The 18,062-nt window shown below is 69.1% G+C and carries 18 protein-coding genes; 8 read left to right on the top strand and 10 right to left on the bottom strand.

Features of this window, described 5'->3' with window-relative positions; translation table 11 throughout:
- Positions 1-93 precede the first annotated feature (93 nt).
- Positions 94-768, top strand: a complete 675-nt coding sequence (locus A8G18_RS16815) for a GOLPH3/VPS74 family protein (RefSeq protein WP_016935039.1) — start codon at positions 94-96, stop codon at positions 766-768.
- Between the two features lie 16 nt (positions 769-784).
- Here the strand turns inward: A8G18_RS16815 and A8G18_RS16810 are convergent, their stop codons facing one another.
- The 10 genes from A8G18_RS16810 to A8G18_RS16765 all read right to left on the bottom strand — a co-directional run bounded on the left by A8G18_RS16810 (position 785) and on the right by A8G18_RS16765 (position 11,104).
- The gene (locus tag A8G18_RS16810) at positions 785-2,290 is read right to left on the bottom strand and encodes a carboxyl transferase domain-containing protein (protein WP_016935040.1); all 1,506 of its coding nucleotides are present in this window, start codon (positions 2,288-2,290) and stop codon (positions 785-787) included.
- 118 nt (positions 2,291-2,408) lie between these two features.
- A complete protein-coding gene (locus tag A8G18_RS16805) occupies positions 2,409-3,602 on the bottom strand; it encodes an ABC transporter permease (RefSeq protein ID WP_064064761.1) in 1,194 nt (397 codons plus the stop codon).
- Positions 3,599-4,489, bottom strand: coding sequence for an ABC transporter ATP-binding protein (locus A8G18_RS16800; RefSeq protein ID WP_064064760.1), 891 nt, complete (start codon positions 4,487-4,489; stop codon positions 3,599-3,601). The genes A8G18_RS16805 and A8G18_RS16800 overlap by 4 nt, the downstream gene beginning before the upstream one ends.
- Positions 4,486-5,022: a hypothetical protein gene (locus tag A8G18_RS16795; protein ID WP_064064759.1), complete on the bottom strand. Its 537-nt coding sequence runs from the start codon at positions 5,020-5,022 to the stop codon at positions 4,486-4,488. The genes A8G18_RS16800 and A8G18_RS16795 overlap by 4 nt, the downstream gene beginning before the upstream one ends.
- Complete coding sequence (locus A8G18_RS16790; protein ID WP_016934131.1) at positions 5,022-5,294, bottom strand: helix-turn-helix transcriptional regulator; 273 nt, start codon at positions 5,292-5,294, stop codon at positions 5,022-5,024. The genes A8G18_RS16795 and A8G18_RS16790 overlap by 1 nt, the downstream gene beginning before the upstream one ends.
- A gap of 69 nt (positions 5,295-5,363) precedes the next feature.
- Positions 5,364-5,738: an RNA-binding S4 domain-containing protein gene (locus tag A8G18_RS16785; RefSeq protein ID WP_016934130.1), complete on the bottom strand. Its 375-nt coding sequence runs from the start codon at positions 5,736-5,738 to the stop codon at positions 5,364-5,366.
- Positions 5,739-7,376, bottom strand: a complete 1,638-nt coding sequence (locus tag A8G18_RS16780) for an ABC-F family ATP-binding cassette domain-containing protein (protein WP_064064758.1) — start codon at positions 7,374-7,376, stop codon at positions 5,739-5,741.
- A 68-nt stretch (positions 7,377-7,444) separates the two neighbouring features.
- On the bottom strand, positions 7,445-8,788 hold the full coding sequence (locus tag A8G18_RS16775) for an MFS transporter (protein ID WP_026003286.1): 1,344 nt from the start codon (positions 8,786-8,788) through the stop codon (positions 7,445-7,447).
- Positions 8,789-8,903: 115 nt separating this feature from the next.
- Complete coding sequence (locus A8G18_RS16770) at positions 8,904-9,977, bottom strand: S1C family serine protease (protein ID WP_016934127.1); 1,074 nt, start codon at positions 9,975-9,977, stop codon at positions 8,904-8,906.
- Complete coding sequence (locus A8G18_RS16765; protein WP_064064797.1) at positions 9,974-11,104, bottom strand: NAD(P)-binding domain-containing protein; 1,131 nt, start codon at positions 11,102-11,104, stop codon at positions 9,974-9,976. Before A8G18_RS16765 ends, A8G18_RS16770 begins: the two co-directional genes overlap by 4 nt.
- 131 nt (positions 11,105-11,235) lie before the next feature.
- Between A8G18_RS16765 and A8G18_RS16760 the strand changes: the two genes are divergently transcribed.
- The 7 genes from A8G18_RS16760 (at position 11,236) to A8G18_RS16730 (ending at position 17,880) form a co-directional block, all read left to right on the top strand.
- Positions 11,236-12,126 carry an SPFH domain-containing protein gene (locus A8G18_RS16760; RefSeq protein WP_016933660.1) on the top strand — a complete coding sequence of 297 codons (891 nt, stop codon included), beginning with the start codon at positions 11,236-11,238 and terminating at the stop codon, positions 12,124-12,126.
- 12 nt (positions 12,127-12,138) lie between these two features.
- On the top strand, positions 12,139-12,342 hold the full coding sequence (locus tag A8G18_RS16755) for a type II toxin-antitoxin system antitoxin (RefSeq protein WP_016933661.1): 204 nt from the start codon (positions 12,139-12,141) through the stop codon (positions 12,340-12,342).
- A 6-nt stretch (positions 12,343-12,348) separates the two neighbouring features.
- Positions 12,349-13,032: a DUF2332 family protein gene (locus tag A8G18_RS16750; protein WP_016933662.1), complete on the top strand. Its 684-nt coding sequence runs from the start codon at positions 12,349-12,351 to the stop codon at positions 13,030-13,032.
- Between the two features lie 123 nt (positions 13,033-13,155).
- Positions 13,156-13,887, top strand: a complete 732-nt coding sequence (locus A8G18_RS16745; RefSeq protein WP_016933663.1) for an enoyl-CoA hydratase — start codon at positions 13,156-13,158, stop codon at positions 13,885-13,887.
- Complete coding sequence (locus tag A8G18_RS16740; protein WP_064064757.1) at positions 13,884-15,002, top strand: MBL fold metallo-hydrolase; 1,119 nt, start codon at positions 13,884-13,886, stop codon at positions 15,000-15,002. Before A8G18_RS16745 ends, A8G18_RS16740 begins: the two co-directional genes overlap by 4 nt.
- A 52-nt stretch (positions 15,003-15,054) precedes the next feature.
- Positions 15,055-17,532 (top strand): HAD-IC family P-type ATPase, encoded by a 2,478-nt coding sequence (locus A8G18_RS16735; protein WP_026003181.1) that lies wholly within the window; start codon positions 15,055-15,057, stop codon positions 17,530-17,532.
- A 63-nt stretch (positions 17,533-17,595) separates the two neighbouring features.
- Positions 17,596-17,880, top strand: coding sequence for an antitoxin (locus A8G18_RS16730; protein WP_016933666.1), 285 nt, complete (start codon positions 17,596-17,598; stop codon positions 17,878-17,880).
- The last annotated feature ends 182 nt before the right edge of the window (positions 17,881-18,062 follow it).

Below are 18,062 nucleotides of genomic sequence, written 5' to 3'. Positions count from 1 at the left end.
CACTCTATGGGACCTGCGGTGGGGGCGACCTCGTGTCTGCGTCGGACGGACACGATCGCGCGACGAGCGGGCGAAGTGCCTACCCTGACTCGCATGACCTCGATAGCGGAAGACCTTCTGCTCCTGCTGCTCGACGACGAATCGGGGAAGCCGCTCGTCGACGGAGTGAAGTTGCCCCGTGTTCTCGCGGGTGCGGTGCTCGTCGAACTCGCCCTCGACGACGTGGTGGCGGTCGACACCGAGGGGAAGCAGGTGAGAAAGGGGCGGATCGTGATACGCACCGAGGCGCGACCCGCCGATCCGATCCTCGCCGAGGCGGTCGAACGGCTCCGCTCGGGCAGGCCGGTGAAGCCGACGGTGGCCATCGAGAAACTGCAGAAGGGCCTCCAGGAGAAGCTTCTCGCACGGGTCGTCGAGCAGGGCTCGGTCTCGGAGGAGCGCGGGAAGATACTCGGTGTCTTTCCGACGAAGAAGTGGCCCGCGAGCGATTCCGGCCACGAGCAGCGCGTTCGTGGCCCGATCCGCGCGGCGTTGATCGACGGCCTGACCCCCGACCCACGCACCGCGGCCCTGATCGCGCTGCTGTCGGCGGCGGATGCGGCGCCGAAGGTGTTCCCGGAGGCCGACAAGCGGGCGGTGAAGAAGCGGGCGAAGGATATCGCGCAGGGCGAGTGGGCGGCCGAGGCGGTACGCGACGCCGTCGCATCGGTCAACGCGGCGATGATGACGGCCATCGCAGCGGGTGGAGCGGTGGCGGGTTCGAGCTGATCCGGATCGCGCCGGGTCAGGAGGGCACGCCGAGCTTCCGATACCGTTCGATCCGCCGCCGGTACCGTTCCTCCGCGGGTTCGTCGGTGAGGACGGCGAGTTCGCGCGCGACCGCCGCGCCGACCCGCTTGACGAACGAGACGGGTTCCTCGGTGGCGTCGGGGTGCTCGGGGACGACCGCGTCGACCACACCGTTGCGCAGCAGGTCGCGGGAGCGGATCCCCTGATCCTGCGCCATCACCGGAGCGTGGGTGGTGTCGCGGTGCACGATGGCGCTGGCGCCTTCGGGTGGGAGCGGTGCGAGCCAGCCGTGCTGCGCGCACAACACCCGGTCGGCGGGCAGCAGGGCGAGCGCACCTCCTCCGGTGCCCTGGCCGAGCAGCACCGACACCGTCGGGGTGGACAGAGTGACGAGATCGGCGAGGCAGCGGGCGATCTCGGGTGCCAGCCCGCGCTCCTCGGCCTCCTTCGACAGTGAGGCACCCAGGGTGTCGATGACGAGCACCAGCGGCAGGCGCAGTTCGTCTGCCAGCCGCATCGCGCGCCGGGCTTCGCGCAGCGCACCCGGCCCCATCGTGCGTTCGGGCGACTGTCCCGCGCGGTCCTGGCCGAACATCACGCACGAGACGCCGCGGAACCGGGCGAGCGAGAGCAGCACGGTGCGGTCGGACTCGCCCTGCCCCGTTCCGGACAGGGGTACCTGTGCGGAGGCGGCGTGCCGCAGCAATTGCCGGATGCCGGGTCGTTCGGGACGTCGGCTGAGCATCACCGACTGCCAGGCCGGGATGTCGGGGACGTCGTCGACGGCGGTGATCGCCGGACTCGCTGCCACCTCGGGCCGGTTCGGCTCGACCAGCACGCGCAGCAGCCGGTGTACCACCTGCCGCACCCCGCCGAGGGGCACGACCCCGTCGATCACGCCCTTGCGGTACAGGTTCTCCGCCGTCTGCACGTCTTCCGGGAAGTCCTCCTGATAGAGCGCCTTGTAGACGCGCGGGCCGAGGAAACCGACGAGCGCGCCGGGTTCGGCGGCGGTGACGTGCCCGAGCGACCCCCACGACGCGAACACGCCACCGGTCGTCGGATTGCGCAGGTACACGAGGTAACCGAGATGGGCGGCCTTGTGGGCGGCGACGGCGGCGGCGATCTTCACCATCTGCACGAACGCGAGGGTGCCTTCCTGCATGCGGGTGCCGCCCGAAGTGGGGGACGCGAGGAGGGGCAGTCCCTCGGCGGTCGCGCGTTCGACGGCGGCAACGATACGTTCGGCGGCGGCGACACCGATAGAGCCTGCGAGGAAGGAGAATTCGCACACGATCAGCGCGACGCGCCGGCCGTGGACGGTGCCCGAGCCGGTGAGCACGGATTCGTCGACACCCGACTTCTCGGCGGCCCTGCCCAGATCGGCGAGGTACTTCTCACCGGCCCCGACGTCGATGGGCGGAACGTCCCAGGAGGCGAAACTGCCCGGGTCGAGCACCTTGTCGATGAACTCCTGCGCCGAGATCCTGCCACCGGCCACGTTGCCTCCACCTGTCCTCGTCGGTCGAAGGTCAACCTATACCGACGCGAACGAGGGGGAGAATATGTGCGACGTCTTGCGAGAAACCGCACATATTCTCCCTTCGAAGCGGGATCGGCTATCGGCCGAGCGCTTCCTTCCACGTGACCGTCCGGCCGATGCGCAGGATCGACCGCTGGTAGATGCGCGCGGCGATCACGCTGAGCACTCCGATGGCGATCACCATGAGCACGATGGTGCCGACGATCTGCACCGGCGTGGCAACACCCGCGGCGATACGCAGGGGCATGAGGATTGCCGAGAACGGCGGGATCCAGCTCAGCGTGGTGCTCCATCCGGCCTCGGGGTCGTCGACCGACGAGAAGGCCGCGAAGAACATCGCAAGGATGAGGAACACCAGCGGGCCCGAGGTGGAGTTGACGTCCTCCTGCCGAGACACCATCGATCCCGCCGCCGCGTAGAGCACGGCGAAGAACGCGAAACCGAGGACGAACCAGCCGAGCGTGCCGGCGAGAACCCCGAGGGCGGTGCCGGTGATCGTGAGGGTGCCGGTGGCGAGTGCGGTGCCGACACCGACCGCGCCGTAGGCGGTGAGCTGCAGGAGCCCCACCGCGCCGATGCCGAGGATCTTGCCCCACAGCAACTGCAGTGGCCGCAGGGTCGACAGCAGCAGTTCGACGACCCGCGAGGACTTCTCCTCGACGACACCCATCGCGACGTACATGCCGAACATCAGGATCTGCATGTACAGCAGGACCACGGCGATGATCGAGAGGATGATCCGTTGTCCCTGTTCGGGATCCGGCGGGTCGAGGGCGTCGACGGTCACGGTCGCCGTGGCCACGTCGGCCGCGACCGCAGCGGCATCGACACCGCGATCGGTCAGTGCGGCGACCTGGGCCTGCTGCACGACCGCGGCCTCGACGACAGCCCGGACGTCGGTGTCGAGTTCCGATTCGGTGATCGCCGTGACGGACGCACCGTCGCCGGGCACGAGCGCAACGTCGAGATCGCCGGAGGACACCCGGTCGCGCGCGGTGGCGGCATCCGGAACCTCGGAGACCTCGAGCGGGGTGCCGACGGTCTCACCGAGCGACTCGATCGTCGTCTGCAGGGCGGGTGCACCCACGACTCCGACGGTGGGCCGGTCCTCGCCGCCGCCGGACAGGATCGAGGTGGCGACGATGCCGACGACGATCGCGACGAGGATGATCGCGTTGCTGATCAGGAAGCTCTTCTTCCGGACCTGCGTGACGAACTCGCGCGACGCGACGAGACCGACCGCTCGGGCGTTGCTCAACGGGGCGCTCATGCGGACACCACCTCTCGGAACAGCTCGGTCAGGGACGGGCGCCGGAGCGAGAACTCGTGGACGGGGCCGGTGGCCAGGGCGGCCTTGAGGATCAGCTGGTCGTCGGCGCCGGGGGTGACGGTGAGCACGGTGCGCTCGTCCTCGTACTCGGCGTGGGTGACTCCCGGCAGACCGTCCGCCCAGCCGCGGGGTGCCTGCGGCGCGTGGACGACGAGGAGCGCGTCGCCACCGGCGCGCAGGTCGTCGACGGTGCCGACGGCGCGCATCCTGCCCGCGCCGATGATGCCCACCCGGTCGCACAGGCGCTGGACCAGGTCGAGCTGGTGACTCGAGAACACCACCGGCACACCCTCTTTCGCTTTCTCCACCAGGACGTCGCTCATGACGTCCACGGCTACCGGGTCGAGTCCGGAGAACGGCTCGTCGAGCACGAGCACCTTCGGGTCGTGCACGAGGGCGGCGGCGAGCTGCACGCGCTGCTGGTTGCCGAGCGACAGGGCGTCGACGGTGTCGCCGAGGCGTTCGGCGATGCCGAGCCGCTCGGTCCACCGCTGTACCGCCTCCGTCGCCTCCGTTTTCGAGAGTCCGTGCAGCCGAGCGAGATAGGCCAGTTGCTTGCCGACCTTCATCTTCGGGTACAGGCCGCGTTCCTCGGGCATGTACCCGATGTTGCGGCGCATCTCGAGGTCGACGGGCCGCCCGTCGATGCGGACTTCACCGGCGTCGGCGGCCAGGACGCCGAGCGCGATCCGCATGGTGGTGGTCTTGCCCGCCCCATTGCTGCCGACGAAGCCGAACAACTCGCCGGGGCGGACTTCGAAGCTCACGCCGTCGAGGGCGATCTTGTCGCCGTAGCGTTTCGAGAGAGTGTCGATCGTCAGTGTCACAGCACGTCCTCCGGGTCGTCGTCGGGGCGGGTCCAGGCGAGCAGAACAGCGGGCAGGCAACCGCTGAACAGTATCGAGGCGAGAGCGAATCCGCCTGCCGAGTAGGCGAGTGCCCGATGGTCGATCGATGCGGTCGAGGCGCTCCACAGCAGCGCGAAGATCGGCAGCATCAGCAGCCCCTGCGCCACGGACAGGCCGATCGAACGGGCGCTGTTGCGCTCGGCGATCTCACGTTCGTCGAGCGCGTGACGCGGAGCGTCGGATTGACGTCCCGACACGATCTGCAGGCACGTCCACGTGGGCAGGAATACCAGCGCGACCGGCAACCAGGCGATCGCTGCCCACATCGTGAAATACGACGCGATGGCGGTGACGAACATCAGCGCGATCAATGCCACGACCGCGCCGGCGAGGATGCGGCGGCGGCGTCGGGTGCGCCAGTTCGGCATCCATCCAGCGGTGATCTCCTCGTTCTTCAGGAACCGGCGGGTGCGGTAGTCCTCGTAGCGGTCGAGCAGCGATTCGGTGGTCATCAGGCCTCCTTCCGAGGCTTGTACAGCTCCGTCGACAACGGCGTGAACTCGGTGCGGGAGAAGACGGCTTCGACCGGCAGCCCGAACACGTCGCAGATGCGGAAGGCGAGATCGAGACTCGGATAGTGGTCGCCGCGTTCGAGTGCGCCGACGGTCTGCGGGTTCACGTCGATGAGCGCGGCCAGTTGTGCGCGGCTCATGCCACGCTCCGCGCGCAGGACGCGGATGCGGTTGTAGATGGGAAGCGTTTCCCCACGGCGTACCGGACTCATGGAACAAAGTGTTAGGAAAACACAACGGTTTGTCAACTGTTGAAGACGACTGCCTGCTCAGCGGGTTGTTCAGTCGTCGTCGACTCCGCGAAGCCGATCGAGCTCGCGGCGCTCCTTCTTCGTCGGGCGACCCGCTCCGCGGTCCCGGCGGGGAAGCGCGGCGAGGATCTCCTTCGGCGGAGGCGGGGGACTGTGATCGATGTAGGCGGTGGCGGCGATCGGTGCGCCCACCCGCTTGTTCACGAGCTGGGTGACCTCGACGATCTTCTCCGTGCCGTGGGCACGCACACGGACCTCGGCGCCGAGCGTCACCGGTGTCGACGGCTTGGCCGTCACACCATCGACCCGGACGTGCCCGGCGCGGCACGCACTCGCCGCGGCGGACCGGGTCTTGAACAACCGGACCGACCACGTCCAACTGTCCACCCGCACGCTTCCACCCATCTACAGCAACTCCTCACTCAGCGTCCCGCCGTCGAGCATCCATCGACGCGTGGTCCGCGTGGTCTCCAGCATGCGGCGATCGTGCGTGATCAGCAGCAGAGTGCCCTCGAAACTGTCGACGGCCTGCTCGAGTTGCTCGATCGCCGGCAGATCGAGGTGGTTGGTCGGTTCGTCCAGCACCAGCAGATTGACACCGCGGGCCTGCAGCAGCGCGAGCCCGGCGCGGGTGCGTTCGCCCGGCGACAGCGACGACGCCGTCCGCAGGACGTGGTGCCCCTTGAGGGCGAACTTCGCCAGCAGGGTCCGCACGTCGGCGTCCGGCCACTCGGGCACGTTGCGTCCGAACGCCTCGACGAGCGGTTCGTCGCCCTCGAACAGGCTGCGGGCCTGATCGATCTCGCCGACCAGCACACCCGACCCCAGCGATGCGCGCCCGGAATCCGGTGCGACGGTGCCGAGCAGCAATCGCAGCAACGTGGATTTCCCGGCCCCGTTCGGGCCGGTGACGACGATGCGGTCGCCCCACTCGACCTGCGTGGTGATCGGACCGAGGACGAAGTCGCCCCGCCGGACGACGGCGTCGTCGAGGGTCGCGACCACCGTGCCGCTGCGTGGGGCGGCAGCGATGGACATGCGCAGTTCCCATTCCTTGCGCGGTTCCTCGACGACGTCGAGTCGCTCGATGCGCCGCTGTGTCTGCCGGGCCTTCGCCGCCTGCTTCTCGGTGGCCTCCGCGCGGTGCTTGCGTCCGATCTTGTCGTTGTCCTTGGACTTGCGACGTGCGTTGCGCACACCGTGCTCGAGCCAGTTCCGCTGCATCCGAGCGCGTTCCTCGAGCTGGGTCTTCGTGTCGGCGTACTCCTCGAACTGCTCACGGGCGTGCCGGCGCGCCACCTCGCGCTCGACGAGATACGCCTCGTACCCGCCCTCGTACACCGAGATCTGCTGCTGCACCGGATCGAGTTCGACGATGCCCGTCACCGTGCGCGCGAGGAATTCGCGGTCGTGGCTGACGACCACCAACGCCGTGCGTGTCTCGTCCACGAAGCGTTCGAGCCGTTCGAGCCCGGCCAGATCGAGGTCGTTCGTCGGCTCGTCGAGCAGCAGGACGTCGTAGCGCGACAGCAGCAGTGCCGCCAGCCCGGCGCGGGCGGCCTGGCCACCGGAGAGCGCCGTCATCGGAGCGTCGAGGCCCGCTTCCAGGCCGAGGTCGTCGATCACCTTCTCGGCGCGCTCGGCGAGGTCGGCCCCGCCGAGCGCCAGCCACCGTTCGAGCGCCGGGGTGTACTCGTCCTCGTCGGAGTCGCCGAGTCGCTCGGCAGCGGCGTTCATGACGTGTTCTGCCGCCGCGACACCCGTGCGACGTGCGAGGAAACCGAGGATCGTCTCGCCCGGCACCCGTTCGGGTTCCTGGGCGAGATAGCCGATGGTGGCGTCGGGCGGGCTGAGTATCACGGAGCCGGTCACGTCGGCGTCCCCCATCCCTGCGAGGGTCGTGAGCAGCGTCGATTTCCCGGCGCCGTTCGCCCCCACCAGACCGATCACATCGCCGGGTGCGACGGTGAGATCGAGTCCGTCGAACAGGACACGTTCCCCGCGGGAGGCCGACAGGCCGTTGATACGAAGTGTTGCGCTCACGCACCGAGTATCCCGGGTGCGACGAGTCCGAGGTCGGGCGCGGGTCGGTACCGGCCACGAGCGGCCCCTCAGCCGCCGCACTCCGCGGGCACGATCCCACCGTCGCCCACCGGGACGGCGTCGAGCGGATTGTCGATCTCGTCGCGCCGCGTCCGGGCCGCGACGATCACGATCACCGCGGCGACGGCCGGCACCGACCCGGCGATCGCGAAGGTCGGCGCGAGCCCGACCGTGAGGGCCAGCGGCCCGGCCACGGCCATGGACAGCGGCATGAACACGATCGAGACGAAGAAGTCGAGACTCGACACCCGGCCCAGCAGGTGCGCGGGCACCCGCCGTTGCAGCAGCGTTCCCCACACGACGGATCCGGCGTTGAACAGAGCGCCGACGACGAACACCGCGGCGATCATGATCGGCACCGACCCGGAGACCCCGATGACGGCGAGGGGGACGCAGCCCAGACCCCACATCAGGAGCGGGACGGTGAGATAGCGTCTCGGCAACCGGAGCGACGCCACGATCGTCGACCCGACGGCGCCACCGACGCCGAAACCCGCCATCACCATCGCGTGCTGGGACGGCCCACCCCCGGTCGACTCGCGGATCGCGAACGGGATGAGCACCTCGATCGGTCCCAGCACGCAGAGGACCGCGACGGACCCGAAGAGGAGCGTTCCGAGCAACCAGGGAGTGCGCACGGTGAACCGCACGCCTTCCGCGAGATCGTCCACGACGGAACGGAAACCGCTGACTCTGCCCGTCCGTGCACCGGCACGGCGGACCGCGGTCGGACGCATCGCGAGAACGCACAGCGCCCCGGCCACCTCGAGGAGCGCGACCATGCACAACGCGACTGCGGGGGACGAGGCGGCCACGACAGCGCTCGCCGCCGCCGGGCCGGCCGCCTGCATGAGCGTCGGCCGGAGTACTCCTTCGACGCCGTTGGCGGCGAGCAGGTCCTGCGGAGGGACGATGGAGGGCAGCAACGCCGAATAGGCCGGGAACTGGACGCCGTTCGCCAGCCCCAGCGCGAACCCCACGACGGTGAGATGCCCGAAGGTGAGCGATCCGCCGACGGCGAGTGCCGCCGTCACCGCCACCAGCACCGCACGTGCGATGTACGTCGTGAGAAGCAGGGTGCGCTGGGGGATCCGGTCGGCGAGGACACCGCCGGCAAGCGCGACGAGGAGCATGCCGACCGCCGGTCCGACTGCGACCGAAGACAGTTCGGCCGGACCGCCACCCATGTCGACGACCTGCCACACCACCGCGATGAGCCAGGTACCCACGGACAGCAGTCCCGCCGCGAGCGCCAGGATCAGCAGGCGGTACTGCGGGTGGGCGAACGGCCGCACGGGCCCGCGTGCCAGGCGCGGACGCCTGTGCGTCGGTGGTGCGGTGTGGTTGTTCATCGTCTTTCCCCGGTCGTCGAACGGTCCGATGAGATCTTGCGACCTCGAGGTGACTCCAGGTCGAGTGTCTTCGCCGGCCGGCCCGAGGATCAACCGATTTTCGTGAACGGCGACGTCAGCGTGCCGGTCCGGATTCGAGAACGATCTCGGTGGAACGCTTTTCGCCACTCTCGGTGGTCCACTCGATCGACACGACATCGCCGGGACGCCGTCGCAGCAGCCGTTGCTCGAGTTCGGCGGTCGACGAGACCGGCTCACCGTCGAAGGACACCACGACGTCGCCGGCATCGAGTCCGGCACGATAGGCGGGACTGTCGTAGGACACCCACAGCACCTCGACACCGAGATCCTGTCCGTCCTTGCGTGCGGTGGTGACGCTCGCGCCCAGCCGCGGCGTGGGACCCACGTGCACCGATCCTTCGCTCGCGCCTGCGCGCACCTGCTCGACGACCGTCATCGCCTCGGCGATGGGCACGGCATACGCCTCGGGTCTCGTCCCGGGCGAGGTGTCGGTGTTCCGTTGCACGGCACCCGCGGTGTTGATGCCCACGACCGTTCCGTAGTCGTCGACGAGGGGCCCACCGGAATCGCCCGGCCGGATCGGGGCGTCGGTGCGGATCATCCCCGTGAGACGGTGTCGCGACCCGTTCGTGGCGTCGCGCACCACGACGTTGCGGTCGAACTCGACGATGGTGCCGGGGGTGGCCACGACGACTCCGCCACCCTCCGAGTTGCCGAAGGCCGTGACGCGGGAACCCACCGGCGGCAGGATGTCGGCGATCGTCGCGGCCGGGAGATCGCTCGCGGTGCCGAGCTGCAGGACGGCGAGATCGCGTTCGCGGTCGTAACCGAGGACCTCCGCGTCGTAGATCGATCCGTCGGCACCGCTCACCGCGCTGATGTCGGTGGCCCCGCTCACCACATGATGATTCGTGACGACCGTGCCGTCGGGGGTGAGCACGATCCCGGTGCCCGTCATCCCGGTCCATCCCGCGCTCGCATCGATGGTTACGACGACCGGCACGGTACGCGCGACGAGCTCGTCGGCCGTCAGCGGTGTCGGTGGAGGTGCGGCCGGCGCCGGCGGTGGGGGAGGAAGGGCGATGTCGACCAGGACCGGCGACGAGGCGACGAGGCTGGCGGTGGTCGCGAGCGCGACCAGCAGTACCGATCCGCCCCGCCCACTCACTGCTGCGGCACCTCCCCGGTGAGATGGTCGAGCAGTTCGCGCGCGGCGGCGCGCCCGGCCCGGTTCGCACCGATCGTGGACGCGGACGGACCGTACCCGACGAGGTGGATGCGCGGATCCTTCGCGACCCGGGTCGCGAGGCGGCCGGCCATGGTGATGCCGCCACCGGAGTTGCGCAACGACAGGGGAGCCAGGTGGTCGAGGGAACTCCGGAAACCGGTGCACCACAGAATGACGTCGACGTCGAGGGTTCGGCCGTCGCTCCACCGGACACCGGTCTCGGTGATCTCGGAGAACATCGGCGACCGCTCCAGTGCACCGCGTTCGCGTGCGGCGCGCAGCGCCGGGGTGAGGGGGAGCCCGGTGACGGAGACGACCGATCCGGGTGGCAGTCCGCGTCGCACCCGGTCCTCGACGAGCGCGACGGCGGCGTGACCCCGTGCGGACGTGAAAGGTTCGTCCCTCCAAGCGGGTTCGCGACGTGTCACCCAGGTGGTCTCGGTGACGCGGGAGATCTCGTCGAGGAGTTGCACCGCCGAGATGCCGCCGCCGACGACGAGCACGTGCTGTCCGGTGAACTCGTCGGCCGTCCGGTAGTCCTTGGTGTGCAGTTGCCGCCCGGTGAACTGCGCGGCCCCCGGATACCACGGGACGAAGGGCCGCTCCCACGTGCCGGTCGCGTTGACGATGCCGCGGGCGGCGTAGACGGCCGACTCGGTCTCCACGCGTAACCGGTCGCCGCGGTCGCATACGACCCGGACCGTGGTCGGGCGATGGACGGGGAGGTCGAACTCCTTCTCGTAGGCGGCGTAGTACTGCGGTACCGCCGACGCCGCCGGGACTTCTCCCGCGGAGGTGTCGACGACGTCCGCGAATGCGAGGCCCGGCAGGTCGTGGACGCCGTTGACGGTGTTCAGGGTGAGCGACGGCCAGCGGTCCTGCCATGCCCCGCCGGGGCCGAACGAGCGGTCGAGGACGACGAATCCGGTCTCGGGTGCGACTCCGAATCGCGTGAGGAAGTAGGCGGTCGACAGGCCGGCCTGTCCGGCGCCGATGACGACGATGTCCACCGGTGTCGCGTCGGCGGTGCGCGTGCCGGCAGCATCGAGTGCCTCGTCGGCGATCATCACGAGCCTCCCTGTCGGATCGTTGTCCTTCATCATGCCGCTCTCGCGGACCGTGCGCGGAGCGAACGCTGTCGGCCACCGAATAAATGTGATATCACTTTTATATCGCTTTGACTCTGGGAGGTAGGAACATGAATATCGTGCAATCACCCGTCACCACCGAGCGGCCGGGCGCCTCGTCCAACGGTTGGCCCGTACTGATCGCCGCTCTGGTCGCGGTCGCCGTCGGCGCCGGGCTGATCGGCTGGGGAGCGGTCGAGGTGATGGTTCCCCTGATCGTCGTCGGCGCTGTGATCGCGGTGCTCGCCCTCGTGTCACTCGCCGGACTCGTCCTCGTCGAGCCGAACGAGGCGCGCGTCCTCCAGCTCCTCGGCAGTTCGTACACCGGCACCCTGCGTGAACCAGGTCTGCGCTGGATGAACCCGCTCAACACCCGGCGCAAGATCTCCACACGCATCCGCAACCACGAGACCGGCAAGGCCAAGGTCAACGACGCCGACGGCAACCCCATCGAGATCTCGGCGGTGATCGTGTGGCAGGTCGAGGACACCGCGCGGGCGGTCTTCGACGTCGACGACTTCGAGGAATTCGTCGCGGTCCAGACCGAGGCCGCGGTCCGCCACATCGCCGGCTCCTACCCCTACGACGGTGCGCCGGAAGTGATGTCGCTGCGCCAGAACGCCGACGAGATCACCACCAAGCTCTCGGCCGAGGTCCACGACCGCGTGCAGTCCGCCGGTATCCGCGTCATCGAGACCCGCATCAACCAGCTCGCCTACGCACCCGAGATCGCCCAGGCGATGCTGCGACGCCAGCAGGCCGGTGCCGTCATCGCCGCCCGCGAGCAGATCGTCAAGGGTGCCGTGTCGATGGTCGGAACCGCACTGGCCCGCCTCGAGGCCGAACACACCGTCGAACTCGACGAAGAACGCAAAGCTGCGATGGTCTCGAACCTCCTCGTCGTATTGTGCGGCGACCAGAGTGCTCAGCCCGTCCTCAACACGGGATCGCTGTACCAGTAGGGATCATGCGGCATGCCCGAACGTAAGAAGGTGTTGCTGCGCCTCGACCCGGCAGTCCACGACGCGCTCGCGCGGTGGGCTGCCGACGAGTTGCGCAGCACCAACGCTCAGATCGAATTCCTGCTCCGGCGTGCCCTCGCCGATGCCGACCGGCTGCCGCGCGAGGTGGGCCGCATGCGCGGGCCCGGCCGTCCACGTGCCGACGACGAGGAGTGAGCAGACATGGCCGGCACGGCGCGAGGGAGAACTGCCACCGACGAGACGGGGCGCTACGCGGTGCTCCACCCGGCGGTCACCGAGGCTGCCCACCGCGCGGGAGCGACCGCGATCGGTCTGATCGATGTGGGGCGCCCCGCAGCCCTGAACCTGTGTGTCGACCGCGTGGGCATCACCTACAGCGACGGCCTGTTCCTGGGCGACCCGAATTCTTCTGTGCAGGAGAACTGTTCGATCGTCAACGGCGGGTCGGTCCCCGGCCGGGCGATGCCTCCGGTGGTCGCGCGCGTCGCGGTGACCCGCAACAGGCCCGACATCGAGGACGCTCTGTTCGCCGTGGATCCACCCCTCCGGTTCCGCGGCGACATCGTGGACCTGCTGCCCGAAGCGATCGCGGCCGTACCCGAGGACGCTCTGCCCGTCGTGACGACGACCTGGGCGCTGTCGCGTCTCCCGATCCCGCGGCGCCCGGCATTCGTCGACCGCCTCCGGGACGCCGCTGCGGGGCGGACGGTCGCATGGGTGTCGGCCGAGGGGGTGGGCGTCGCGCCGTCGGTTCCGACACTCGGCGATCGCCCTGCCTCCGGCCACAGCATCGTCGGCATCGCGCTGTACGAGGGGTCTCGGCAACGCGTGGATGCGGTGGCGCGCTGCTGGTCGCGGGGCCGGCTCCTCGACTGGTTCCATTGATGTCGGTGGTTCTACCCCCGCTCAGCGGTGCCGGACCCACCGAAATCGGATCAGGCGATCAGTGCACGCCCGAACTGATGGAATGATGCGGGGTGTTCGCTGACGAAGGGATGGGGATCGCACATGATCGGGATCAGCCGCGACGGCGACGTCGTGACCGTGGAACTGCAACGCGAGGAGCGCAGGAACGCGCTCAACACGCAGTTGTGCGTGGAGATCCGCGAAGCGGTGGAGAAGGCCGTGGCCGACGACGCGCGGGTCATGGTGATCACCGGACGGGGCACGAGCTTCTGTGCCGGCGCCGACCTCTCCGGCGACGTCTACGCCGAAGGATTCACCGACAGCCTCGCCGAGATGTTGCGCACCATCGTGGAAGCCCCGATCCCGGTGATCGCGGCCGTCAACGGCCCCGCCATCGGTGCCGGCACCCAGCTCACGCTGGCCGCAGACCTCCGGGTCGTGGCTCCCACCGGGCGTTTCGCGGTACCCGCTGCACGACTGGGCATCTCGGTCGATCGCTGGACCGTCCGGCGACTCGCCTCGCTCCTCGGCGGAGGTCCTGCGCGCTCCGTCTTCCTCGCCGCCGAGCCCGTCCACGCCGAAGAAGCCCTCGCGCGCGGACTCGCCAACCGCATCGGTGACCTCGCCGACGCTCAGGCATGGGCGCGCGAGATCGCGAAACTCGCGCCGCTGTCGTTGCATGCGATGAAGTTGTTCCTCAACGACGACGGCACCCGCGACGAGGCCACCCCCGAGCAGACCGCCGCGCTCGCCGCGGCGTGGCTCAGCGAAGACGTCCAGGAAGCCCGGCTCGCTCGTGCCGAGCGCCGCGACCCGATCTTCCGCGGACGATGAACATCCGGTCTGCGGTCTCCGCCGCCCTCGCGGGCGCGGGCACGCTGTGGGTCGCACGCGCCGTGAACGGGCTGCCCGGTTCCCTCGGCGCCTCGGTCTCCGACATCCGCCCCTACGCCGCCGCGTCGCCCCGTTACCGCGGCGGTCGGTTCCACAACACCGATCCGGCGTCCGTGCTCGGCCCCGAGGCGGCGGGCGGTTTCGCGAAGGACCTGCTCACTCGCGGATCCCGGGGGAGACCTCGCGCCGAGGTGCCGTTGTCGCCCTATCTCGCTCCGGTCGACGCGGCAGAGCTCGCCGTGACGTGGTTCGGGCACTCGAGCACGCTCGTGGAGGTCGACGGTTACCGGGTGCTGTGCGACCCGGTGTGGAGCGAGCGGGTCTCGCCGTCACCGACCGTCGGCCCGGCGCGCCTGCACCCGGTGCCGGCCGAGTTGCAGACCCTGCCGCGCCTCGACGCGGTGGTGATCTCGCACGACCATTACGACCATCTCGACAGGTTCACGGTCGAGAGTCTCGCCGTGCTGCAACCGACCGCCCGCTTCGTCGTACCGCTCGGTGTGGGCGCGCACCTGCGCAGATGGCGGATCGCCGAGGAACGCATCGTCGAACTCGACTGGGACGAGCACGTCGAGGTGGACGGGCTGCGCATCACGTGCACCGAGGCCCGGCATTTCTCCGGACGCGGTCTCCAGCGCAACATCACCCTGTGGTCGTCGTGGGTGTTCACCGGACCGACGCGTCGGGTGTTCTTCGGCGGCGACAGCGGCTACACCCCGCGGTTCGCGGATGTCGGCGAAGCCTACGGCCCGTTCGACTTCACGCTGCTGCCCGTCGGCGCCTACGACAAGCGCTGGCCCGACGTGCACATGAATCCCGAGGAGGCGGTACGCACGCACCTCGACCTCGGGGGTGTCGACCGGCGCGACAGCCTGCTCGTCCCGGTGCACTGGGGAACCTTCGATCTCGCCTTCCACGCCTGGTCGGAACCGGTCGCCCGGCTGCTACCCGCGGCGAGGGAGTCGGAGGTGACCACCGCGGTGCCGATGCCGGGGCAACGGATCGATATATCCAAACCCGTCGTGGTCGATCCGTGGTGGCTTGCGTCGAGCTGATCCACCCGCCACGACGCCGGTTGTTCGCTTTCGTACCCTAATCTGGTTCGTCATGGCAGTAGAAGAGCCCCCGACGGTGGTGGGAACGGGCGAGGCCCCTGTCCTCGTACCCGACCACGCAGCCACCGGGCTGTCCACCGAGCAGGTCGCCGAGCGGGTCGCGCGTGGCCTCACCAACGATGTACCCGACCGCGCGTCCCGATCGGTCGAGGACATCGTCCGGGCCAACGTGTTCACGCGGATCAACGCGATCCTCGGGGTGCTGCTGCTGATCGTGCTGGCCACCGGTTCGATCATCGACGGTATGTTCGGCCTGCTGATCATCGCGAACAGCGGAATCGGCATCATCCAGGAGGTCCGCGCCAAGCGCACCCTGGACAAGCTCGCCATCGTCAGTCAGACGAAGCCTGTCGTGCGCCGGGGCGGCACCGCCGCGCAGGTCGCGCCGCACGAAGTGGTGCTCGACGACATCATCGAACTCGGCCCCGGCGACCAGCTGGTCGTCGACGGTGAGGTGGTCGAGGCCCAGGGACTCGAGCTGGACGAATCGCTGCTGACGGGCGAGGCGGACGCCGTGCACAAGGTGCCCGGGTCGACGGTGATGTCGGGCAGCTTCGTCGCCTCCGGCTCCGGCTCCTATCGCGCCACGAAGGTGGGCCGCGACGCCTACGCGGCGCGACTCGCGGAAGAGGCGAGCAAGTTCACCCTCGTGAAATCGGAACTGAACGCGGGCATCAACAAGATCCTGCGTTTCATCACCTACCTGATGATTCCCGCGGGTCTGCTGATCATCTACAACCAGCTCTTCTCCAGCGGCGAATCGCTCGGCCCCGCGCTGAGCGGCATGGTCGCCGCCCTCGTGCCGATGGTGCCCGAGGGGCTCGTGCTCATGACGTCCATCGCGTTCGCGGTCGGCGTCGTCCGCCTCGGACGCCGGCAGTGCCTCGTGCAGGAACTGCCGGCGATCGAAGGGCTCGCGCGCGTCGACGTGGTGTGTGCCGACAAGACAGGCACGCTGACCGAGAACGGCATGCGCCTGGCCGACGTCGAAGTCGTCGACGGGAGCGACCTCGACGAGGCCGGCGCCGCCCTTGCTGCGCTCGCGGCCGACGATCCGCGTCCCAATTCCAGCGTCCTCGCGATCGCGGAGGCGTTCCCCACCGCCCCGGGCTGGGGCGAGCCGACGGCCGTGGCACCGTTCTCGTCGGCGAAGAAGTGGAGCGGGCAGTCCTACGGCACGCACGGCAACTGGTTGCTCGGCGCTCCCGACGTACTGCTCGATCCGGGCAGCGAGCCGGCGCGACGCGCCGAGGAACTCGGAGCCGGCGGGTTGCGGGTGTTGTTGCTCGCCTCCAGCGACCGCCCGGTCGACGCGGTGGATGCGCCCGGCACGGTCACGCCCGTCGCGCTCGTCGTCCTCGACCAGCGGGTGCGTCCGGACGCGAAACCGACCCTCGAGTACTTCGCGGGCCAGCATGTCGACGTCAAGGTCATCTCCGGCGACAACGCGATCGCCGTCGGCGCGGTCGCCTCGTCGCTCGGCCTGCCGGGAAGCACATCTCCCGTCGACGCGCGTTCCCTGCCGGAGGCCGAGAACGAACTTGCCGACGTCGTCGAAGGATCGACGACCTTCGGCCGGGTCCGTCCCGATCAGAAACGCGCCATGGTCGGCGCCCTGCAGTCGCGCGGACACACCGTCGCCATGACCGGCGACGGCGTCAACGACGTCCTCGCCCTCAAGGACGCCGACATCGGAGTCGCGATGGGATCGGGCAGCCCCGCGACCCGCGCGGTCGCACAGATAGTCCTGCTCGACAACAAGTTCGCGACGCTGCCCTACGTGGTGGCCGAGGGTCGCCGGGTGATCGGCAACATCGAACGCGTCTCCAATCTGTTCCTCACCAAAACCGTCTACTCGGTGCTGCTCGCCTTCCTGGTGGGTATGTCGGGCGTGCTGTCCCAGGTGTTCGACTTCGAACCGTTGCCCTATCCGTTCCTGCCCCGGCACGTGACGATCGCGGCGTGGTTCACCATCGGCATCCCCGCTTTCCTGCTGTCGCTGGCCCCGAACAACGAGCGGGCGCGCTCGGGCTTCGTCTCCCGGGTGATGCGATTGGCGATCCCGTCCGGTGTCGTCGTGGGTGTGGCGACCTTCGTCTGTTACGTGCTCGTCTACGGCGGTCCCGACCAGACCGAGCAGCAGAAGATCCAGGCCGGGACGTCTGCTCTGATCACGTTGCTGATCATCGCGCTGTGGGTGCTCGCCGTGGTGGCCCGCCCGTACCAGTGGTGGAAGATCGCCTTGCTCGCCGGTTCGGTACTCGGATACGTGATCCTGTTCTCCGTGCCGTTCACGCGGGAGTTCTTCGCTCTCGATCCGTCGAACGTCGCGTACACGACGATCGCGGTGACGTGCGGCCTGATCGGAGTCGTCCTCGTCGAGATCCTGTGGTGGGTGTCGGGCCGTCTGCACGGTGAGCACCGCCGCCTGTTCGCGGCCCCCGACGATCTGCTCCCGGGCGTACACTGACTCGGAGCACATGGTTCGGTGTGCCCGGACCCACGGCACTCTGCACGAGGGAAGGACCGCGCTATGGGTTTCATGGATTCGCTGAAGGGCCTTGTGAACAAGGGCAAGGACTACGCCGAGAAGAATCCGGACAAGGCCGACGGTTTCATCGAGAAGGCCGGCGACCACGTCGACGGACGTACCGGCGGGAAGTACGCCCAGCACGTCGACAAGGCGCAGGACGCCGCCCGCAAACATCTGGGTACCACCGGTAATCCCGTTCCGGGAGCGCAGCCGGAGCCGGGCGGGCAACCGGGTCCCGAGGGCGGCCCCGGTCCCGAAGCGCAGCCCGGTCCGCGTCAGCCCTGATCACGACAGGTGCGGCAGCACCGATCACGGCAGGTGCGGTAGCACCGCGTCACCGAAGGTGTCGATGAACGGACGCTGCTCCGGGCCGACGTGATGCAGGTAGATCTCGTCGAAGCCCAGATCGGCGAATTCGCACAGGCGGTCGACGTGTTCGGCCGGGTCGTCGGAGACCACGACGGAGT

Origin of the sequence: Rhodococcus gordoniae (genome assembly GCF_001646655.1) — a bacterium.
GTDB classification, from domain to species: domain Bacteria; phylum Actinomycetota; class Actinomycetes; order Mycobacteriales; family Mycobacteriaceae; genus Rhodococcus; species Rhodococcus gordoniae.
Note: the sequence above shows the minus strand (reverse complement) of the source record. Positions and strands in the feature narration are given on the sequence as shown.